Consider the following 19,921-nt stretch of genomic DNA (forward strand, 5'->3'; position numbering starts at 1 on the left):
TGGTCAGTATTTGTCAGTGTGTGAGACTTCGATGATGCGTTTTCGCTGCCTGTGGGTTATCGGCTGTTTGTGGTTTCCCTTGATGAGTTGGGCGGCTTCCGCGCCACCGACGCACGTCGCGCCCCTGTCGCTCCAGCAACAACAGTGGCTGGCAGCGCACGGAGAATTGCGTGTCGGGCTGGTGCTGCAGGCGCCTTACGCGCAATACGATCGCCGCTTGCAGCGCCTGTCGGGGGTCAACGTCGAGTTGATGAAATGGCTGGCCAAAGTGCTCAAGGTCGAGCTGAGCTGGCGTAATTTCCCCGACCTTACGCAACTGGAAGCCGCCGCGCGCGAGGGTGAAATCGACATCGCTCCCGGGCTGACCCAAACCCCCGCCGGCCTGCGGTTCTGGCAATTCTCCGACCCCTACATGCGGGTGCCGCAACTGGTGGTCAGTGACCAGAAAAGCACCGGCGCCGTGGAGCTGGAAAAACTCGACAGCCAAACCCGCGTCGCTGTGCGCATGCCCAGTGCGACGGCTGACTATCTGCGCGGCAACTATCCCCACCTGAACCTGCAAGGCGTACCGACCGAGCGCCAGGCATTGCAATTGTTGCTGAGTCAGCAGGCCGGTTATGCCGTGGTCGATGAAGCGCAATTGGGGCGGCTGTCCGTCGAGCCTGAATTTGCCGGGCTGGTCGTGGTGGGTGACATCGGCTTGCCGCAATTGCTGCGAGTAGCCACGCGGCGGGATCAACCGGAACTGGCCGGCATCGTCGAAAGCGCGCTGCGGGCGATCCCGGCCAAGGACCTGGAGCAACTGCACAACCAATGGCTGCAACCCAAATACCCGCGCCTGACCGAGACCCCGGGCTTCTGGCAAAACCTCAGCCTGTTGATGGCGGTGTTGATGTTGAGCAGCATGGCCATCGTGTTCTGGCAGCGCCGCCAACAACACAGTCTGGAACAGCGACTATTGGAGGCGCGCGCGGACATCGCCCTGCGCGAGGCCAGCGAAGAGGCGTTGCGCCTCACGCAATTTTCCATCGATCAGAGCACCGTCGGCATACTCTGGGTCAATTGGGACAGCCACGTGCGCTACGCCAACCGCGCGGCCGAAACCATGCTCGGGTATCCGGTCGGCGGCATCATGGATCGGCCGCTGATCGACTTTGAGCCGGGCCTGCACATGGACCGCTGGCTGAACCTGTGGAAGCGTGCCCGGGCCAGCGAAGAAGGGCCGCAAAGTTTCGAAACCAACTGTGTGCGAGCGGATGGCAGCATCCTGCCGACCGATGTTTCGTTGAGCTTTATGCGCTTTCGTGGTGGTGAATACCTGGTGGTCTACCTCAACGATGTCACCGAACGTCGTCGCGCTCTGGCGGCGTTGCAGGAAAGCGAAGCGCGGTTGCAGGGGATTGCGGCCAACGTTCCGGGATTGGTCTTCCGCCTTGAGCGGGCGCCGGTGACAGGGCAGATCGACTTTGCCTACATCAGCGAAGGCAGCGAGAGCCTGTCGGGTTATTCGCCAGCGACCCTGGCCCACCGTGACAAAGGCCTGCGCAGCCTAGTGCACCCGGACGACAAGGCCAGCTATCACCAGACTCAGGACCATGCGCTGGACACCGACAGTGACTGGTCGTGGCAGGGGCGGATTCTTACTCGTTCGGGCGAGCAGCGCTGGGCCGAGATCAAGGCCATCACTCGTCGGCTCGAAGATGGCGCCTATGTTTGGGACGGGATTGTCTGGGACATCAGCGAGAGCAAGCGCATCGAGCTGGAACTGGCCAGTTCCCGTGAGCAACTGCGTGAGCTGTCCGCTCACCTGGAGAGCGTGCGCGAAGAGGAAAAAGCGCGCATTGCCCGCGAGGTTCACGACGAACTGGGTCAGATGCTCACCGTACTGAAGCTGGAAACCTCCATGTGCGAATTGGCCTACGCCCAGCTCGACCCTGGTCTGAACGAGCGCTTGAACAGCATGAAACGCCTGATTGCGCAGCTGTTCCAGCTGGTGCGCGATGTGGCGACCGCGCTGCGACCACCGATTCTCGATGCCGGGATCGCCTCGGCGATCGAGTGGCAGGCCCGGCGCTTCGAGGCGCGCACGCAGATTCCATGTCTGGTGCAGGTGCCGGAGAACCTGCCGGTGCTCAGTGATGCCAAGGCCATTGGGCTGTTCCGAATCCTTCAAGAAGCGCTGACCAATGTCATGCGGCATGCCCAGGCGCATACTGTCGAACTGACATTGACGCTGGAAGGTGACGAGTTGTGTCTGACGGTGAGCGATGATGGCGTAGGATTTGTCCCCGCCACGGGCAGGGCAACGTCCTTCGGTGTGGTCGGCATGCGTGAGCGGGTGTTGATCATGGGCGGGCGGTTGTCGCTGGAGAGTGAGCCGGGGGAGGGCACCACGTTGAGTGTGCGAGTGCCGGTGGATGAGGGCTGAAGGCTTCGTGGTGACTTTGCTTTCGTCATCGCGAGCAGGCTCGCTCCCACAGGGATTCGGGCAGGTGCGCAGATAGCTGATATACCCCGCAGTCCACTTTAGAAGCGAGCTTGCCCGAGAATGATCTTGGCTCTTACATAAAAAGAATGGAGAAGACTGTGATCCGTGTACTGGTAGCCGAAGACCACACCATCGTCCGTGAAGGCATCAAGCAGTTGATTGGCCTGGCCAAGGACTTGCTGGTGGTAGGGGAGGCGAGCAATGGCGAGCAGTTGCTCGAAACCTTGCGGCATGTGCCCTGCGAAGTGGTGTTGCTGGACATCTCCATGCCTGGCGTCAATGGCCTGGAAGCGATTCCAAGGATTCGTGCGTTGAACAATCCGCCGGCCATCCTGGTGTTGTCGATGCACGACGAGGCACAAATGGCTGCCCGGGCATTAAAGGTCGGCGCCGCGGGTTATGCGACCAAGGACAGCGATCCGGCGCTGTTGCTGACAGCGATCCGCAAGGTCGCTGCGGGCGGTCGCTACATTGACCCGGACCTGGCGGACCGCATGGTCTTCGAAGTCGGCCTGACCGATTCGCGGCCGTTGCACTCATTGCTCTCGGAGCGTGAGTTCTCGGTGTTCGAACGTCTGGCCCAGGGCGCCAACGTTAACGATATCGCCCAGCAACTGGCCCTGAGCAGCAAAACCATCAGCACCCATAAGGCGCGGCTGATGCAAAAGCTCAACATCACCTCACTGGCGGAACTGGTGAAGTACGCGATGGAACACAAACTCCTCTAGATATGAATGCGATCCCCTGTAGGCGCGAGGCTTGCCCGCGAAGCTTTTAGCGCCAGCGCGGGCGCCTTCGCGGGCAAGCCTCGCTCCTACAGGAATCTCGTCGTCATATCCATTTGCGACATCCTGAAATCCCGCTTTTGCCCATTTTTGCCGCTTGCAGCTGCAAATCACCGTTGCACCTGCCCATCCCCGCCATCCTTGTAGGGCAATCCCTACACCCAACCTTCCATCCCGCTGAGGCGATTCTCTCCTGCGCCCCGATTTGCGCGGTCGGCAGCGTCCACTAGGCTTAGTCCACAGCAGTCATCAACAAAAAAGGTGTGGGTATGAGCCAGGTCGATTCAAACGCAGGGGCCAGTGACATTCTGGTCAGCTTTCGTGGAGTGCAAAAAAGCTACGACGGCGAGAACCTGATCGTCAAAGACCTCAACCTGGAGATTCGCAAAGGCGAGTTCCTCACCTTGCTTGGGCCTTCCGGCTCCGGCAAGACCACCAGCCTGATGATGCTCGCCGGTTTCGAAACACCCACCGCCGGCGAAATCCAGCTGGCCGGACGCTCCATCAACAATGTACCGCCGCACAAGCGGGACATCGGCATGGTGTTCCAGAACTACGCGTTGTTCCCGCACATGACCGTCGCCGAGAACCTGGCGTTCCCGCTGACCGTGCGCGGCTTGAACAAGAGCGATGTCAGTGACCGGGTCAAGCGTGTGCTGAGCATGGTTCAGCTCGACGCCTTCGCCCAGCGCTACCCGGCACAACTGTCCGGCGGTCAGCAACAGCGTGTGGCCCTGGCGCGCGCATTGGTGTTCGAACCGCAACTGGTGCTGATGGACGAACCCCTCGGCGCACTGGACAAACAGCTGCGTGAACACATGCAGATGGAAATCAAACACCTGCACCAGCGCCTCGGCGTGACCGTAGTCTACGTGACTCACGATCAGGGCGAAGCCCTGACCATGTCCGACCGCGTGGCGGTGTTCCATCAGGGCGAGATCCAGCAGATCGCTGCGCCGCGCACCCTCTATGAAGAGCCGAAAAACACCTTCGTCGCCAATTTCATCGGCGAGAACAACCGCCTCAACGGCCGCTTGCACAGCCAGACCGGCGACCGCTGCATCGTCGAGCTCGGCCGCGGTGAAAAGGTTGAAGCCCTGGCGGTCAACGTCGGCAAAACCGGCGAACCGGTCACGCTGTCGATTCGCCCGGAACGCGTAAGCCTCAACGGCTCCAGCGAGTCCTGCGTCAACCGCTTCTCAGGGCGGGTAGCGGAATTCATCTATCTGGGCGACCACGTCCGGGTTCGCCTGGAAGTCTGCGGCAAGACCGACTTCTTCGTGAAACAACCGATTGCCGAGCTCGATCCCGCGCTGGCTGTCGGCGACGTGGTACCGCTTGGCTGGCAGGTCGAACACGTTCGCGCGCTCGACCCCCTTCTAGAGGCGAACTGATCGCCCCGGCTACACCAACACCAACCCTGCACGTGGAGAGAACAATAAATGTTGAGATCCCTGAAATTCACCGCTTTGGTCATGGGCATGATCGGTGCGGCACACGCGATGGCGGCGGGCCCGGATTTGACCGTGGTGTCCTTTGGCGGGGCGAACAAGGCGGCGCAGGTCAAGGCCTTCTACGCACCGTGGGAAGCGGCAGGCAACGGCAAGATCGTGGCTGGCGAATACAACGGTGAGATGGCCAAGGTCAAAGCCATGGTCGACACCAAGAGCGTGTCCTGGGACCTGGTGGAAGTTGAGTCGCCAGAACTGTCTCGCGGTTGCGACGAAGACATGTTCGAGCAACTTGATCCTGCGCTGTTCGGCAAATCCGAAGATTACGTCAAGGGCGCGATCCAGCCTTGCGGCGTAGGTTTCTTCGTGTGGTCGACCGTGTTGGCCTACAACGCCGACAAACTGGCCTCGGCACCGACCAGCTGGGTGGATTTCTGGGACACCAAGAAATTCCCGGGCAAGCGCGGCCTGCGTAAAGGCGCCAAGTACACCCTGGAATTCGCGCTGATGGCCGACGGCGTTGCGCCGAAAGACGTCTACAAAGTGCTGGCCGGCAAAGACGGTCAGGACCGTGCATTCAAGAAACTTGATGAGCTCAAGCCAAGCATTCAGTGGTGGGAAGCCGGCGCACAACCGCCGCAATACCTCGCATCCGGTGACGTGGTCATGAGCTCGGCCTACAACGGCCGGATCGCCGCCGTGCAGAAAGAAAGCAACCTAAAAGTCGTGTGGAACGGCGGTATCTACGACTTCGACGCATGGGCTATCCCGAAAGGTCTGGACGCCAAGCGCGCCGAAGCGGCGAAGAAATTCATCGCGTTCTCGGTGGCGCCGCAGCAGCAGAAGACCTACTCGGAAAACATCGCTTACGGCCCGGCCAACATTCAAGCCGTACCGTTGTTGGCCAAGGATGTCCTGAAAGACATGCCGACCACCCCGGAAAACATCGCCAACCAGGTGCAGATCGACGTCAGCTTCTGGGCTGACAACGGCGAGCAACTGGAGCAGCGCTTCAATTCCTGGGCTGCCAAATAAGCAAGTCACACAGGACGACGGTTCTGCGGATGATCGTTCCCACGCTCTGCGTGGGAATGCCGCCCGGGATGGTCCGCGTCCCTGTGACGCAGAGCGTGGGAACGATCAGTCCCCTGTAGGAGCGAGGCTTGCCCGCGAAGGCGGCGTGTCAGTCAGCATTAATGTTGAATGTGCCGACGTTTTCGCGGGCAAGCCTCGCTCCTACAGGGGTGATATGTAGTTATCAGGAACAGAGGTGGCTTGCCTGCCTCTGCAACGATCAAAGATTTCCGGAGTACGCCATGGCCACCGCCATTCCCCTGAACGCGGGCACTGACCCCACCTTGAAGCAGCGGCTCAAGCACGCCGAGCGGATCAACCGCTGGAAGGCCCAGGCCTTGATCGCGCCCCTGGTGCTGTTTCTGTTGCTGGTGTTCCTGGTGCCGATCGTGGCGCTGCTCTACAAAAGCGTTGGTAACCCAGAAGTGGTCGGCGGCATGCCGCGCACTGTGGCGGCCATCGCCAGTTGGGACGGCCGCGGCCTGCCCGCCGAGCCGGTGTACAAAGCGGCCAGCGAAGACCTCGCTGAAGCGCGCAAGAATCAGACCCTGGGCGACTTGTCCAAGCGTTTGAACATGGAGTTGGCCGGCTACCGCAGCCTGCTGACCAAAACCGCCCGCGCCTTGCCGTTCGCCACTGAACCGGCCTCTTATAAAGAAGCGCTGGAAGGCCTCGACGAACGCTGGGGCGACCCGGCCTATTGGCAAGCGGTGCGCCGCAACACCAGCAACATCACACCGTACTATTTGCTGGCGGCTGTCGATCATCGCATCGACGACCTCGGCGAAATCGCACCGGCCACGCCTGACCAGGCGATCTACCTCGACATCTTCGCCCGCACGTTCTGGATGGGCCTGATCATCACCGTGATCTGCTTGTTGCTGGCATATCCCTTGGCTTACTTGCTGGCGAACCTGCCGTCACGCCAAAGTAATCTGCTGATGATTCTGGTGTTGTTGCCTTTCTGGACCTCGATCCTGGTCCGGGTGGCCGCGTGGATCGTGTTACTGCAATCGGGTGGCTTGATCAACAGCGGCCTGATGGCGCTGGGCATCATCGATAAACCGCTGGAGTTGGTGTTCAACCGCACAGGCGTTTACATCTCCATGGTGCACATCCTGCTGCCGTTCATGATTCTGCCGATCTACAGCGTGATGAAAGGCATTTCGCCGACCTACATGCGCGCCGCGATTTCCCTCGGCTGCCACCCGTTCGCCAGTTTCTGGCGGGTGTACTTCCCGCAGACCTATGCCGGTGTCGGCGCCGGTTGCCTGTTGGTGTTCATCCTCGCCATCGGCTACTACATCACCCCGGCGTTGCTGGGCAGCCCGAACGATCAGATGGTCAGCTACTTCGTCGCCTTCTACACCAACACCAGCATCAACTGGGGCATGGCGACCGCACTCGGTGGGCTGCTGCTGTTGGCGACCGTGGTGCTTTATCTGATTTACAGCTGGCTGGTGGGCGCCAGTCGCCTGCGCCTGAGCTAAGGGGAGAATGAAATGCTGAGTCCTTATATGTCGCCCATTGAGCGGGTGTGGTTCTACAGCTTGCGGATTCTCTGCGGCTTGATTCTGTTGTTCCTGATTCTGCCGGTGCTGGTGATCATTCCGCTGTCGTTCAACTCGGGCAGTTTCCTGGTCTATCCGCTGCAAGGCTTCTCGCTGCACTGGTACCAGGACTTCTTCGCCTCGGCGGAATGGATGCGGGCATTGAGGAACAGCATCATCGTCGCTCCGGCGGCGACGGTGCTGGCGATGATCTTCGGAACGCTGGCGGCGATTGGCCTGACTCGGGGTGATTTCCCGGGCAAGGCGCTGGTCATGGCCCTGGTGATTTCGCCGATGGTGGTGCCGGTAGTGATCATCGGTGTGGCGAGCTACCTGTTCTTTGCGCCGTTGGGCCTGGGCAACAGCTTCTTCTCGCTGATCGTGGTGCATGCGGTGCTGGGCGTGCCGTTCGTGATCATTACTGTTTCGGCGACCTTGCAGGGGTTCAACCATAACCTGGTGCGCGCCGCTGCCAGTCTGGGAGCTTCGCCGCTGACGGCGTTCCGCCGGGTGACGTTGCCGCTGATTGCGCCGGGTGTGATCTCGGGTGCGCTGTTTGCCTTCGCGACGTCGTTCGATGAAGTGGTGGTGACGCTGTTCCTCGCCGGTCCCGAACAAGCGACGTTGCCTCGGCAGATGTTCAGCGGTATCCGCGAAAACCTCAGCCCGACGATTGCCGCAGCAGCAACCCTGCTGATCGCCTTCTCGGTGATCCTGTTGCTGACCCTCGAGTGGCTGCGTGGCCGCAGCGAAAAACTGCGCACTGCCCAGGTCTAAACCCACACACCATCCCCTGTGGGGGCGAGCCTGCTCGCGATGACGGACTGACATTCAATCTTGATGTCGACTGATACTCCGCTATCGCGAGCAGGCTCGCTCCCACAGGAGTTCAAGGTGTTTCGGGATGTTGGGTCATTCACAACCTGAATAGCAGACAAACCCCAATCCCCAGCTACTATTGTGCCCAGCTCCCCTATTTATAAGAGGCTGCGCACGATGAGTCTTTCCTCTTTCAAGATTGCTCACAAACTGATCACCGGCGCAGGTGCCATCGAGCAGTTGGCCGCCGAACTCACCCGCCTGGATATCGACAACCCGCTGATCGTCACCGACGCGGCGCTGGTCAAGTCCGGCACGGTCGAGCTGGCGCTGGCGCAGTTGGGCGATCGATCCTACGAAATTTTCGACCGTGTGCTGCCAGACCCGGAAATCGCCATCGTCGAAGACTGCATGCGGGTTTACCGCGAGGGCGGGCATGACGGTCTGATTGGCCTCGGCGGCGGCAGCGCCATCGACATCGCCAAAAGCGTCGCGGCCTACGCCGGTTACCACGGTGCGCTGGAGGATTTGTTCGGCATCGATCAGGTGCCGCGCAAAGGTCCGCCGCTGATCGCCATCCCGACCACGGCCGGCACCGGTTCGGAGGTGACCAATGTGGCGATCCTCTCCGACAAGGTTGCGCAATTGAAGAAAGGGATTGTCAGCGACTACCTATTACCGGATGTGGCGCTGGTCAGTCCGCAAATGACCCTGACCTGCCCACGCAGCGTCACCGCCGCCAGCGGTGTCGACGCGCTGGTGCATGCCATCGAATCCTACCTGTCGGTCAACGCCTCGCCGATCACCGATGCCCTGGCAATCGGTGCCATCAAGCTGATCGCCAAAGCGCTGCCCAAGGCCTACGCCAACCCGTCCAGCCTGCAAGCCCGCGAAGACATGGCCACCGCCAGCCTGATGGCCGGCATGGCCTTCGGTAATGCCGGGGTCGGCGCGGTGCATGCGCTGGCGTATCCGCTGGGCGGGCGTTTCAACATCGCTCATGGCGTCAGCAACGCCTTGCTGCTGCCGTATGTCATGACGTGGAACAAGATGGCCTGCGTCGAGCGCATGCAGGATATTGCCGAAGCCATGGGGGTGAGGACTGTCCATCTGAGCGCCAACGAAGCAGCAGACAAAGCCGTGGAGGCAATGACCGCATTGTGCGCGGCGGTAGAGATTCCGCCAGGGCTGCGCAGTTTCGGTGTGCCGGAGGATGCGATCCCGGCCATGGCCGTGGAAGCGGCGGGGATCGAGCGCCTGATGCGCAACAATCCACGTAAATTGAGCGCCGTCGATATCGAGAAGATCTACCGAGCGGCGTACTGATCATCGCGGCCACGTCGCGCGCGTCAAAGCATGAGGTATACAATGCGCGCCATCGTGATTCTGCTCAAAAAAGGTGCGTCATGCAGCCCTTCGTCATTGCTCCGTCGATTCTCTCCGCCGACTTCGCCCGCCTGGGTGAAGAAGTGGACAACGTCCTGGCCGCCGGCGCCGACTTCGTGCACTTCGATGTCATGGACAACCACTACGTACCGAACCTGACCATCGGCCCGATGGTTTGCGCCGCGCTGCGCAAATACGGGGTGACCGCGCCGATTGACGCGCACCTGATGGTCAGCCCGGTGGACCGCATTGTCGGTGACTTCATCGAGGCCGGCGCGACCTACATCACCTTCCACCCCGAAGCCACGCAGCACGTCGACCGTTCCCTGCAACTGATCCGCGAGGGCGGCTGCAAGTCCGGCCTGGTGTTCAACCCGGCAACGCCGCTGGACGTACTCAAGTACGTGATGGACAAGGTCGACATGATTCTGCTGATGAGCGTCAACCCGGGCTTTGGCGGGCAGAAGTTCATTCCCGGCACCCTCGACAAGCTGCGTGAAGCACGCGCGCTGATCGATGCCTCCGGCCGTGACATCCGCCTGGAAATCGACGGCGGCGTCAACGTGAACAACATCCGTGAAATCGCTGCGGCTGGCGCGGACACCTTCGTCGCCGGTTCGGCGATCTTCAATGCACCGAACTACCAAGAGGTGATTGAAAAGATGCGTTCCGAACTGGCGTTGGCTCGTCCATGAGTGGCTTTGAGCAGCTGTTTCCGGGGCGTCTGCCACGGCTGGTGATGTTCGATCTGGATGGCACGCTGGTCGATTCCGTCCCGGACCTCGCTGTGGCCGTGGATAACATGCTGCTCAAACTGGGGCGTCAACCCGCCGGCATCGAGTCGGTGCGTGAATGGGTCGGCAATGGCGCGCCGGTGCTGGTCCGCCGTGCGCTGGCCGGCGGCATCGACCATTCGGCGGTCGACGATGGCGAAGCCGAGGGCGCGCTGGATATCTTCATGGAGGCTTACAGCGAGAGCCATGATCTGACCGTGGTCTATCCCGGCGTGCGTGACACCCTGAAATGGCTGCACAAGCAGGGTGTCGAAATGGCGCTGATCACCAATAAGCCGGAGCGCTTCGTCGCGCCACTGCTGGATCAGATGAAAATCGGCCGTTACTTCAAATGGATCATCGGCGGCGACACCTTGCCGCAGAAGAAACCTGACCCGGCCGCGCTGTTTTTCGTGATGAAAATGGCCAACATCCCGGCCTCGCAGTCGCTGTTTGTAGGCGACTCACGCAGCGATGTGCTGGCGGCGAAAGCGGCAGGGGTCAAGTGCGTGGCCCTCAGCTACGGCTACAACCACGGTCGGCCGATTTCGGAAGAGTCGCCGGCGCTGGTGATCGACGATCTGCGCAAGCTAATTCCCGGTTGCCTGGATCCAGCCGCTGAGATAACGTTGCCCGACGTTGCTCAATCCCCTTCTGGAAACGCCATCGTGGTGGTCACTCGCAAACTCTGGATGAAAGTCATCAAGGCCCTGGCCCGCTGGCGTTGGCGCGCCTGACTCGATTCTGGCCGGCTTTCCGGCGCGTTTGCATACCTGACTGTTAGCACCTCAAGCCACGAGGCTACCCCATGATCCGCGAAGAATTCCTGCGTTTGGCCGCTGCCGGCTATAACCGTATCCCGTTGGCCTGCGAAACCCTGGCCGACTTCGACACGCCGCTGTCGATCTACCTGAAACTGGCCGACGAGCCAAACTCCTACCTGCTGGAATCGGTGCAGGGCGGGGAGAAGTGGGGCCGTTATTCGATCATTGGCCTGCCGTGCCGCACCGTGCTGCGGGTTCATGATCATCACGTCAGCGTGACCCACGACGGCGTCGAGATCGAAAGCCATGAAGCCGAAGATCCGCTGGCCTTCGTCGAAGCATTCAAAGCCCGCTACAACGTGCCAACCATTCCCGGCCTGCCGCGCTTCAATGGCGGTCTGGTGGGTTACTTCGGTTACGACTGCGTGCGCTATGTGGAGAAACGTCTGGGCAAATGCCCGAACCCGGATCCGCTGGGCGTGCCGGACATTCTGCTGATGGTCTCCGACGCGGTGGTGGTGTTCGACAACCTCGCCGGGAAAATGCACGCCATTGTGCTCGCCGATCCGTCGCAGGACGATGCATTCGAGCAAGGCCAGGCGCGACTGGAAGAGCTGCTGGAAAAACTCCGTCAGCCGATCACCCCGCGCCGCGGCCTGGATTTCAGCAAGCAACAGTCGGCTGACCCGGTATTCCGTTCGAGTTTCACCCAGGACGATTACGAAAAAGCCGTCGACACCATCAAGGAATACATCCTGGCCGGTGACTGCATGCAGGTCGTGCCGTCCCAGCGCATGTCGATCGACTTCAAGGCTGCGCCGATCGATCTGTACCGGGCGCTGCGTTGCTTCAACCCGACGCCTTATATGTATTTCTTCAACTTCGGCGACTTCCACGTCGTCGGCAGTTCGCCGGAAGTGCTGGTGCGGGTCGAAGACAACCTGATCACCGTGCGCCCGATTGCCGGCACTCGCCCACGCGGGGCTAACGAAGAGGCCGATCTGGCGCTGGAAAAAGACCTGCTGTCGGACGACAAGGAAATCGCCGAGCACTTGATGCTGATCGACCTGGGCCGTAACGACACCGGACGGGTCTCGGAAATCGGTTCGGTGAAACTCACCGAGAAGATGGTCATCGAGCGTTATTCCAACGTGATGCACATCGTCTCCAACGTCACTGGCCAATTGAAAGCCGGGCTGACGGCGATGGACGCGCTGCGGGCGATTCTGCCGGCGGGCACGTTGTCGGGCGCGCCGAAGATTCGGGCGATGGAGATCATCGACGAACTGGAGCCGGTCAAGCGTGGCGTCTACGGCGGGGCGGTGGGCTACTTCGCCTGGAACGGCAACATGGACACTGCCATTGCGATCCGCACGGCCGTGATCAAGGACGGCGAGCTGCACGTGCAGGCCGGCGGCGGCATCGTCGCCGATTCGGTGCCGGCGCTGGAATGGGAAGAAACCCTGAACAAGCGCCGCGCGATGTTCCGCGCCGTAGCCTTGGCCGAACAAACCCCGGACGCCTGAGTTCACGCAACATCTGTGGGAGTGAGCCTTTGTGGCGAGGGAGCTTGCTCCCGTTGGCCTGCGAAGCAGGCCCAATCGACGACTGCATCGCAGCCGAGCGCGAGCAAGATCGCTCGCCACAATAAGTGCTCAGCATAAAAAAACGCGGCGTCTGTGAGGGCGCCGCGTTTTTTTTGCCTGATGTTTAGAAGTCCAGCGCAACGCCTACGTTAATGCCTTGCTGGGTAAAGTCATCATCCTTGCGAATGTCATAACTCGCCCGCAAAGCCAGGTCCTTGGTGAGGTTGTGGCTCACGCCCAGGTTCAGGCGGTTCAGGTTGGTCTGTGGGGTATAGCCGGCCAGGGTGTAGCGGTTGTTCGGCAGGCTGTTGAGGTTCATGGTCACATTCTGGGTATCGTCGTTGTACTCACGCTCGTGAGCCAGTTCGCCGAAGACTTGGGTTTGCGAGGTGATCTGGTACTTACCCTGGAGGCCAAGGCCGAGACGCCGGGAAATGCGCGATTGGTCGTCGAATGTCAGCGCAGTGGAGTCGGCGCCATTCTCCGAGTAACCGTCGACTTCAACTTTGGCGAAATCAGCGCTCACGAATGGCGACAAGTGCCACGGGCTGCTCGCCATCGGCGCGATGTCGTACCCCACGCGACCGCTGAAAGCCACCAGATAGCCGTCGGTATCGCCTTTCTCCCCGCGTTCATTGACCCCCAGCTGGAATTTACGTTTGAGGCTGTCGTAATCCAGATGCCCGGCCGTCACGGCCGCGTCACCCCACCAGCGATTCTGCTGGTACTGGGCGAACGCCGTGCCCATGTAGGTATTGAGCTTGTAGTCCGAATCGTTGTCGCCGGCTTCGAGCTTCTGGTTGTAGAAGCCCGCCGCCAAACCTACACGCCACGCGTCATTCAGCCGGTAGCTGCCACCGATGTTGAGGTTGGCGCCATTGCCGTCAGCACTGGCACCACTGCGCTGGCTGTCGAAATCCTGGTGCTGGCCGCCGCCGGCGACAATCGCTCGCCATTGGCCCACGCCTTGCCAGTTTTCCCAATCGGCCAGCCATTGGTTGCGCAACTCATCCTGATGAGAGCGCAGCGTACCCTGGGCCATTTGTGGCAACAGGGTGGCTTCCCACGGCGCGGCCAGCAGCGAGTAAGCGTAATCGGCAATCAGACGCTGCCCGGCTTCGGTCGGGTGCACCGAGTCGTTGTAGATCAGCTTGGTCGGGTCCGGCGTCGCACTGTTGATGCCGTAACGGGCGTTTTCGGTACAGCTGCTGCCGCTGAAACAGGTGGCGCTCAGGTTCTGGTCGGTGGCCAGGCCGAACTGCGCCGGGTTGGAAAACGTCTCTTTGAGCAGCACCGGAATGTTGAGGGGGATGACGTTGGCATTGACGTTTTGCAGTTGGCTCACCAGTTCGGTGTTGAACTGAGAACTGAGCTGGGATGTGAACGCTTGCAACGGGGTGCCGTTGAAGGCCGGGGTAAAGCCGATGTCCGGCAGCAACCAGACCATGATGTAGCGAGCACCGGCCTGTTGCAGGGTTTGCACGCTGCTGACCAGACGATCGGCGGCAGCGCTGGCCTGGGGCAGGCTGGTCACGCGCCCCTGAAGGAAGTCATTACCACCGCCCGAAATGTAATACAGCGCATTCGGGTCGGCGCGGAAATTGTTCGACGGCAGGTAGCCTGCCCGGGTGCGATCACCCGTGGCGGAGGTGCTGGTGATCGAGTCGAGAATCTGGTCGGTACGATAACCGCCGACGGCCCAGTTGTTGCCATCGGGCTGGCCATTGCTGGCACGTACCGCCGAGGACGATGAGGCGGTCTGATCCGCCGAGAACCCCAGTTTCCCCCCCAGGATCTGCGTGGAGTTGAGCGAGCGGACTTCACCGTTGCCATCCAGGTAAACCGGCCCCGTGCGGTTGGTATAGCGCTGGGTCGAGCCGGCAGGCCCGCCCGTGTCGGCAAAGGTCCCGGCATCGTTGAGACTGTCGCCGAAGACGACGAAATTGGAGTAAGGGTTAGGCGCGGCGATCGCCTGGGCGCAGGCTGCGGCGAGCAAGCATCCTGCGAGCGGTACAAACAACGTCTGTTTGATCATGAGCAAGTCCGTTTATTTATTGTTGTAGTGAACGAAACGACAGTACCAAAAACTTCCGGCCTTTTGCCATCGGTCGCGAACCCTTCGATTGTTTCGCAGCCAGTCGCCACGGCCATATTGCACGCTCTGCCCAGCTAAGTTACTGTGCCGAGACGTATGAATGAGACCTTCCCCGTGTTGATCATCAGCAAACTTCTGGATCAAGTCATCAAGGCACACGCCCGCTGGCGTTGGCGCGCCTGAATTCTTTTGCCGGCCCCGCCGGACCTGTACCGCTTTGCCTTCTTCACCCGTATGACATACCGCTTTGCTGGCGCACCCGGCGACTGAAAAAGCGCAGGACGCTGCGGGTAATCATTCGAAGGCTGTATTAAAAGTCAGTGAATTCAAGAGGTTCCAAACGCCATGTTGCTGATGATCGATAACTACGACTCTTTTACTTACAACGTTGTGCAGTACCTCGGTGAGCTCGGCTCCCAGGTCAAAGTCGTGCGCAACGATGAACTCACCATTGCCGACATAGAAGCCCTCAACCCTGAGCGCATCGTCGTGTCCCCCGGTCCTTGCACACCGACCGAAGCCGGCATCTCGCTCGACGTGATCAAGCATTTCGCCGGCAAGCTGGCGATACTCGGCGTCTGCCTCGGCCACCAGTCCATCGGCCAGGCCTTTGGCGGTGATGTAGTCCGCGCCCGCCAAGTCATGCACGGTAAGACTAGCCCGGTATTCCACGAGGACAAGGGCGTGTTCGAAGGTCTGAATCATCCGCTGACGGTGACGCGTTATCACTCGCTGATCGTCAAGCGCGAAACCCTGCCCGATTGCCTGGAGCTGACCGCCTGGACCCAGCTCGAAGACGGCTCGGTCGACGAGATCATGGGCTTGCGCCACAAGACATTGAACATCGAGGGTGTGCAGTTCCACCCCGAGTCTATCCTCACCGAGCAGGGCCACGAGCTGTTCGCAAACTTCCTCAAACAAACCGGCGGCACGCGCTAAGGACTTTTCATGAATATCAAGACAGCCCTGAGCCGTATCGTCGATCAGCTCGACCTCAGCACCGATGAAATGCGCGATGTGATGCGCGAAATCATGACCGGGCAATGCACGGATGCGCAGATCGGCGCGTTCATGATGGCCATGCGTATGAAGAGCGAAAGCATCGATGAGATCGTCGGCGCGGTCTCTGTCATGCGCGAGTTGGCGGACAAGGTCGAACTCAAGACCCTCGACGGCGTCGTCGATGTGGTCGGCACCGGCGGTGATGGTGCGAACATTTTCAACGTCTCGACGGCTTCCTCCTTCGTAGTCGCTGCAGCCGGTTGCACCGTAGCCAAGCACGGTAACCGTGCGGTGTCGGGCAAAAGCGGCAGCGCCGATCTGCTGGAGGCGGCCGGGATCTACCTGAACCTGACCCCGGTGCAGGTGGCTCGCTGCATCGATAACGTCGGCATCGGTTTCATGTTTGCCCAGACCCATCACAGTGCCATGAAGCACGCCGCCGGCCCGCGCAAGGATCTCGGCCTGCGTACCTTGTTCAACATGCTCGGCCCGCTTACGAATCCGGCCGGCGTGAAACATCAGGTGGTGGGTGTGTTCAGTCAGGCGTTGTGCCGGCCACTGGCCGAAGTCTTGCAACGTCTGGGCAGCAAGCACGTGCTGGTGGTGCACTCGAAGGATGGCCTGGACGAGTTCAGCCTGGCGGCGCCAACCTATGTGGCAGAACTGAAGAATGACCAGATCACCGAATATTGGGTCGAGCCAGAAGACTTGGGCATGAAGAGCCAGAGCCTGCACGGCCTGGCAGTGGAAAGTCCGGCGGCGTCCCTTGAGCTGATTCGCGATGCTTTGGGCAAGCGCAAGACCGAGAGCGGTCAGAAAGCCGCCGAGATGATTGTGCTCAATGCCGGTGCGGCGCTTTACGCCGCCGACCTGGCGACCAGTTTGAAAGAAGGCGTTGCCCTGGCGCACGATGCGCTGCACACAGGCCTCGCACGGGAAAAACTTGAGGAGTTGGGTGCATTTACCGCGGTATTCAAAGTGGAGAATGAGGGATGAGTGTACCGACGGTTCTGGAAAACATTCTGGCCCGTAAAGTCCAGGAAGTCGCCGAGCGTAGCGCCCGTGTGAGTCTGGCGGAGCTGGAAAGTCTGGCCAAGGCGGCCGATGCACCCCGTGGTTTTGCCCAGGCATTGATTGCTCAGGCCAAGTCGAAACAACCGGCCGTCATTGCCGAAATCAAGAAAGCGTCGCCAAGCAAAGGCGTGATCCGCGAGCACTTCGTTCCCGCCGACATCGCCAAAAGCTACGAGAAGGGCGGCGCGACGTGCTTGTCGGTGCTGACCGATATCGATTACTTCCAGGGTGCCGATGCGTATCTGCAGCAGGCGCGGGCAGCGTGCAACCTGCCAGTGATCCGCAAGGATTTCATGATCGACCCGTACCAGATCGTCGAAGCCCGTGCCTTGGGCGCTGACTGCGTGTTGTTGATCGTCTCCGCACTGGACGACGTGAAAATGGCCGAGCTGGCGGCCGTGGCCAAAAGCGTCGGCCTTGATGTGCTGGTAGAAGTCCATGATGGCAACGAGCTGGAGCGGGCCTTGAAAACCCTCGACACGCCACTGGTCGGCGTGAACAACCGCAACCTGCACACCTTCGATGTCAGCCTGGAAACCACGCTCGACCTGTTGCCACGCATCCCGCGTGATCGCCTGGTGATTACTGAGAGCGGCATTCTCAACCGGGCGGATGTGGAACTGATGGAAATCAGCGACGTGTACGCGTTCCTGGTGGGCGAGGCATTCATGCGCGCTGAAAGCCCGGGCACTGAACTGCAGCGCCTGTTCTTTCCTGAGCGCGGCGGTCCGGTCAGCGGTTCGACCCTCGACTGATCAGGCTCAGGCCGAGTCGACCCCATCGCGAGCAAGCTCGCTCCCACATTGGATCTGCGGTGTCCGCAAACTCCTTGTGGGAGCGAGCTTGCTCGCGATGGCGGCATAAGTAGCACCACAGACTCCATGTCCAACGGAATACCTTATGACCTCAATCGTCTCTTTGACTGTCGAAGCCGGCTTACAGGCCGAACAGGATCTGCTGGCGTCTGTCTGTGCCGGTGATGTTGAGTTTGGTCTGCTGTTCTGGCAACCCAGCGACCGCGCACTGGTCATGCCCCGACGCCTGAATCGTCTACCCGGCTTCGAAGCGGCCTGCGAAGTCTCAGCCGCCGCCGGTTGGCCGGTGCTGTTACGTGAAACCGGCGGCGAGCCAGTGCCGCAATCGGCTTCCACCATCAATATCGCCCTTGTCTACGCACCCCCGCGTAGCGAAGGCGATCAAAATCGAATCGAAAGCGCTTACCGTCGACTCTGCGACCCGATCTGTCAGTTACTGGATGAGCTGGGCGGCGTTTCGTCCTTGGGCGAAGTCGACGGCGCATTCTGCGATGGCCGTTTCAACGTGAACCTCGACGGCCGCAAGATGGTCGGCACTGCCCAGCGCTGGCGCCAGAGCAAGGGCGGCACACGTCCGGTCGGGTTGGTACACGGTGCGTTGTTGCTGGATAACGAACGCGAGTCGATGGTCGCCGCAGTCAATCGCTTCAATGAAGCCTGCGGCCTGGAGCAGCGGGTTCGCGCCGAAAGCCACATTGCCCTGCATGAGAAATTTGCCGCACCCGATGCGCTCGGGCGGCTTGATGCGCTTTATCGCCAGTTGCTGGCAGACATGTTCGAGGCTTAGCGCGTACCGAAGACCACCATGGTCTTGCCTTTGACGTCCACCAGGTTGCGTTCTTCCAGATCCTTGAGCACGCGACCGACCATCTCCCGTGAACAACCGACAATCCGGCCGATTTCCTGGCGGGTCACTTTGATCTGCATGCCGTCCGGGTGGGTCATGGCATCCGGCTGTTTGCACAGTTCCAGCAGACAGCGGGCGACACGACCGGTTACGTCGAAGAAGGCCAGGTCGCCGACCTTGCGCGTGGTATTGCGCAGACGCTGTGCGATTTGTCCGCTGAGCACGTAAAGAATGTCTGGATCTTGCTGGGACAGCTCGCGGAATTTTGCATAGCTGATTTCTGCGACTTCACACTCGATCTTCGCGCGTACCCAAGCGCTGCGTTCCTGCTCAAGCCCCGCTTGTTCAAACAGACCCAACTCACCGAAAAAGTCCCCGGAGTTCAGGTAGGCGATGATCATTTCGCGGCCGTCGTCATCCTCGATCAGGATCGTGACCGAACCCTTGATGATGAAGAACAGCGTTTCCGAGCGATCACCGGCACAAATGATGTTGCTCTTGGCCGCATAACGACGGCGCTGGCAATGCATCAACAGCTTGTCGAGGTTCTTGATTTTGGGGGTTGGGGCAATAGCAACCATGGTTGTATCCCGAAAAGACGTCACGGTGTGTTTGGTTTTTTTATGAGTCGCAGACGACGGCTGCGCAAAGGCTGGCCATGCGCCAGCGAATTGGCGCCAGCTTAACAGACACTTCCTGCAATATTCGAGAATTTACCTACGGTTCAGAAGGTTATGCCCTACAAATGCAAGGCACTGTCAGTCCGGGGCCCTGTGCTAAGCTGGCGACCCTTTTTTATGCAGTGGAGTCTGGCGATGAAGGCACGCATCCAATGGGCTGGCGAAGCCATGTTCCTCGGTGAATCCGGCAGTGGACACGTCGTGGTCATGGACGGTCCGCCCGATGCAGGTGGTCGCAACCTGGGTGTCCGGCCGATGGAAATGCTTCTGCTGGGTGTCGGCGGTTGCAGCAATTTCGATGTGGTCAGCATCCTCAAGAAGTCCCGTCAGGCCGTCGAAAGCTGTGAAGCCTTTCTCGAAGCCGAGCGCGCGACCGAGGATCCGAAAGTCTTCACCAAGATCCACATGCACTTCGTGGTCAAGGGCCGGGGGCTGAAAGAAGCCCAGGTCAAACGCGCCATCGAGCTGTCGGCGGAGAAGTATTGCTCGGCTTCGATCATGCTGGGCGCGGCTGGCGTGGCCATTACCCACGACTACGAAATCATCGAACTCGGTTGAATCGACATTCAACTATCATAAAAGCAGTGCAGACTCTGGCGATCCCAAGCTGACGTCTGCATAATGCGCCACTTTTTTCAGGGTAACGGCCTCGTCATCGACAGGCTGCGAACCCGAACAGACAACCAAAATCGCCATCGCGAAGAGGTGTTAACCGTCCTACGCAGCTGCGTT

The 19,921-nt window shown here is 60.3% G+C and carries 17 protein-coding genes; 15 read left to right on the plus strand and 2 right to left on the minus strand.

The window, feature by feature from the left end; all coding sequences use genetic code 11:
* Positions 1–31: 31 nt before the first annotated feature.
* The 10 genes from FHL16_RS02205 to trpE all read left to right on the plus strand — a co-directional run bounded on the left by FHL16_RS02205 (position 32) and on the right by trpE (position 12,616).
* A complete protein-coding gene (locus tag FHL16_RS02205; RefSeq protein WP_077747318.1) occupies positions 32–2,428 on the plus strand; it encodes a PAS domain-containing sensor histidine kinase in 2,397 nt (798 codons plus the stop codon).
* Positions 2,429–2,574: 146 nt separating this feature from the next.
* A complete protein-coding gene (locus FHL16_RS02210; protein WP_154501908.1) occupies positions 2,575–3,216 on the plus strand; it encodes a response regulator in 642 nt (213 codons plus the stop codon).
* Positions 3,217–3,542: 326 nt separating this feature from the next.
* The gene (locus FHL16_RS02220) at positions 3,543–4,667 is read left to right on the plus strand and encodes an ABC transporter ATP-binding protein (RefSeq protein ID WP_010467179.1); all 1,125 of its coding nucleotides are present in this window, start codon (positions 3,543–3,545) and stop codon (positions 4,665–4,667) included.
* A 48-nt stretch (positions 4,668–4,715) separates the two neighbouring features.
* A complete protein-coding gene (locus FHL16_RS02225) occupies positions 4,716–5,759 on the plus strand; it encodes an ABC transporter substrate-binding protein (RefSeq protein WP_010467181.1) in 1,044 nt (347 codons plus the stop codon).
* Between the two features lie 281 nt (positions 5,760–6,040).
* Positions 6,041–7,288, plus strand: a complete 1,248-nt coding sequence (locus tag FHL16_RS02230; protein WP_010467183.1) for an ABC transporter permease — start codon at positions 6,041–6,043, stop codon at positions 7,286–7,288.
* 12 nt (positions 7,289–7,300) lie between these two features.
* Positions 7,301–8,125: an ABC transporter permease gene (locus tag FHL16_RS02235; protein WP_010467184.1), complete on the plus strand. Its 825-nt coding sequence runs from the start codon at positions 7,301–7,303 to the stop codon at positions 8,123–8,125.
* 219 nt (positions 8,126–8,344) lie between these two features.
* Positions 8,345–9,493, plus strand: coding sequence for an iron-containing alcohol dehydrogenase (locus tag FHL16_RS02240; protein WP_077747319.1), 1,149 nt, complete (start codon positions 8,345–8,347; stop codon positions 9,491–9,493).
* An 80-nt stretch (positions 9,494–9,573) separates the two neighbouring features.
* Positions 9,574–10,248, plus strand: a complete 675-nt coding sequence (rpe, locus tag FHL16_RS02245; protein WP_008035979.1) for a ribulose-phosphate 3-epimerase — start codon at positions 9,574–9,576, stop codon at positions 10,246–10,248.
* Positions 10,245–11,063 (plus strand): phosphoglycolate phosphatase, encoded by an 819-nt coding sequence (locus FHL16_RS02250; RefSeq protein WP_077747320.1) that lies wholly within the window; start codon positions 10,245–10,247, stop codon positions 11,061–11,063. Before rpe ends, FHL16_RS02250 begins: the two co-directional genes overlap by 4 nt.
* Positions 11,064–11,134: 71 nt before the next feature.
* A complete protein-coding gene (trpE, locus tag FHL16_RS02255; RefSeq protein WP_010467190.1) occupies positions 11,135–12,616 on the plus strand; it encodes an anthranilate synthase component I in 1,482 nt (493 codons plus the stop codon).
* Between the two features lie 184 nt (positions 12,617–12,800).
* Here trpE and estP read toward each other — a convergent pair whose 3' ends face one another.
* The gene (gene estP / locus FHL16_RS02265) at positions 12,801–14,711 is read right to left on the minus strand and encodes an esterase EstP (protein WP_077747321.1); all 1,911 of its coding nucleotides are present in this window, start codon (positions 14,709–14,711) and stop codon (positions 12,801–12,803) included.
* Between the two features lie 405 nt (positions 14,712–15,116).
* Between estP and FHL16_RS02270 the strand changes: the two genes are divergently transcribed.
* The 4 genes from FHL16_RS02270 to FHL16_RS02285 all read left to right on the plus strand — a co-directional run bounded on the left by FHL16_RS02270 (position 15,117) and on the right by FHL16_RS02285 (position 18,449).
* The gene (locus tag FHL16_RS02270; RefSeq protein ID WP_077747322.1) at positions 15,117–15,710 is read left to right on the plus strand and encodes an aminodeoxychorismate/anthranilate synthase component II; all 594 of its coding nucleotides are present in this window, start codon (positions 15,117–15,119) and stop codon (positions 15,708–15,710) included.
* A gap of 9 nt (positions 15,711–15,719) precedes the next feature.
* Positions 15,720–16,769 carry an anthranilate phosphoribosyltransferase gene (trpD, locus tag FHL16_RS02275; RefSeq protein ID WP_010467198.1) on the plus strand — a complete coding sequence of 350 codons (1,050 nt, stop codon included), beginning with the start codon at positions 15,720–15,722 and terminating at the stop codon, positions 16,767–16,769.
* Complete coding sequence (trpC, locus tag FHL16_RS02280) at positions 16,766–17,602, plus strand: indole-3-glycerol phosphate synthase TrpC (protein WP_010467200.1); 837 nt, start codon at positions 16,766–16,768, stop codon at positions 17,600–17,602. Before trpD ends, trpC begins: the two co-directional genes overlap by 4 nt.
* A gap of 145 nt (positions 17,603–17,747) precedes the next feature.
* A complete protein-coding gene (locus FHL16_RS02285; protein WP_077747323.1) occupies positions 17,748–18,449 on the plus strand; it encodes a lipoate--protein ligase family protein in 702 nt (233 codons plus the stop codon).
* On the opposite strand, the gene crp is transcribed toward FHL16_RS02285, so the two are convergent.
* A complete protein-coding gene (crp, locus tag FHL16_RS02290; RefSeq protein WP_008027103.1) occupies positions 18,446–19,090 on the minus strand; it encodes a cAMP-activated global transcriptional regulator CRP in 645 nt (214 codons plus the stop codon). The two genes, FHL16_RS02285 and crp, sit on opposite strands and share 4 nt — an antisense overlap.
* 234 nt (positions 19,091–19,324) lie before the next feature.
* On the opposite strand from crp, the gene FHL16_RS02295 reads away from it, so the two are divergent.
* The gene (locus FHL16_RS02295; RefSeq protein ID WP_007941657.1) at positions 19,325–19,747 is read left to right on the plus strand and encodes an OsmC family protein; all 423 of its coding nucleotides are present in this window, start codon (positions 19,325–19,327) and stop codon (positions 19,745–19,747) included.
* The last annotated feature ends 174 nt before the right edge of the window (positions 19,748–19,921 follow it).

The sequence above is a fragment of the Pseudomonas sp. FSL W5-0299 genome, assembly GCF_005930655.1.
Lineage (GTDB): Bacteria > Pseudomonadota > Gammaproteobacteria > Pseudomonadales > Pseudomonadaceae > Aquipseudomonas > Aquipseudomonas mandelii.

Excerpts from the sequence above, each read along its gene's own strand:
- FHL16_RS02205 (WP_077747318.1), top strand. The coding sequence starts at position 32 with ATGATGCGTTTTCGCTGCCTGTGGGTTATCGGCTGTTTGTGGTTTCCC.
- FHL16_RS02210 (WP_154501908.1), top strand. The coding sequence starts at position 2,575 with ATGGAGAAGACTGTGATCCGTGTACTGGTAGCCGAAGACCACACCATC.
- FHL16_RS02220 (WP_010467179.1), top strand. The coding sequence starts at position 3,543 with ATGAGCCAGGTCGATTCAAACGCAGGGGCCAGTGACATTCTGGTCAGC.
- FHL16_RS02225 (WP_010467181.1), top strand. The coding sequence starts at position 4,716 with ATGTTGAGATCCCTGAAATTCACCGCTTTGGTCATGGGCATGATCGGT.
- FHL16_RS02230 (WP_010467183.1), top strand. The coding sequence starts at position 6,041 with ATGGCCACCGCCATTCCCCTGAACGCGGGCACTGACCCCACCTTGAAG.
- FHL16_RS02235 (WP_010467184.1), top strand. The coding sequence starts at position 7,301 with ATGCTGAGTCCTTATATGTCGCCCATTGAGCGGGTGTGGTTCTACAGC.
- FHL16_RS02240 (WP_077747319.1), top strand. The coding sequence starts at position 8,345 with ATGAGTCTTTCCTCTTTCAAGATTGCTCACAAACTGATCACCGGCGCA.
- rpe (WP_008035979.1), top strand. The coding sequence starts at position 9,574 with ATGCAGCCCTTCGTCATTGCTCCGTCGATTCTCTCCGCCGACTTCGCC.
- FHL16_RS02250 (WP_077747320.1), top strand. The coding sequence starts at position 10,245 with ATGAGTGGCTTTGAGCAGCTGTTTCCGGGGCGTCTGCCACGGCTGGTG.
- trpE (WP_010467190.1), top strand. The coding sequence starts at position 11,135 with ATGATCCGCGAAGAATTCCTGCGTTTGGCCGCTGCCGGCTATAACCGT.
- estP (WP_077747321.1), bottom strand. The coding sequence starts at position 14,711 with ATGATCAAACAGACGTTGTTTGTACCGCTCGCAGGATGCTTGCTCGCC.
- FHL16_RS02270 (WP_077747322.1), top strand. The coding sequence starts at position 15,117 with ATGTTGCTGATGATCGATAACTACGACTCTTTTACTTACAACGTTGTG.
- trpD (WP_010467198.1), top strand. The coding sequence starts at position 15,720 with ATGAATATCAAGACAGCCCTGAGCCGTATCGTCGATCAGCTCGACCTC.
- trpC (WP_010467200.1), top strand. The coding sequence starts at position 16,766 with ATGAGTGTACCGACGGTTCTGGAAAACATTCTGGCCCGTAAAGTCCAG.
- FHL16_RS02285 (WP_077747323.1), top strand. The coding sequence starts at position 17,748 with ATGACCTCAATCGTCTCTTTGACTGTCGAAGCCGGCTTACAGGCCGAA.
- crp (WP_008027103.1), bottom strand. The coding sequence starts at position 19,090 with ATGGTTGCTATTGCCCCAACCCCCAAAATCAAGAACCTCGACAAGCTG.
- FHL16_RS02295 (WP_007941657.1), top strand. The coding sequence starts at position 19,325 with ATGAAGGCACGCATCCAATGGGCTGGCGAAGCCATGTTCCTCGGTGAA.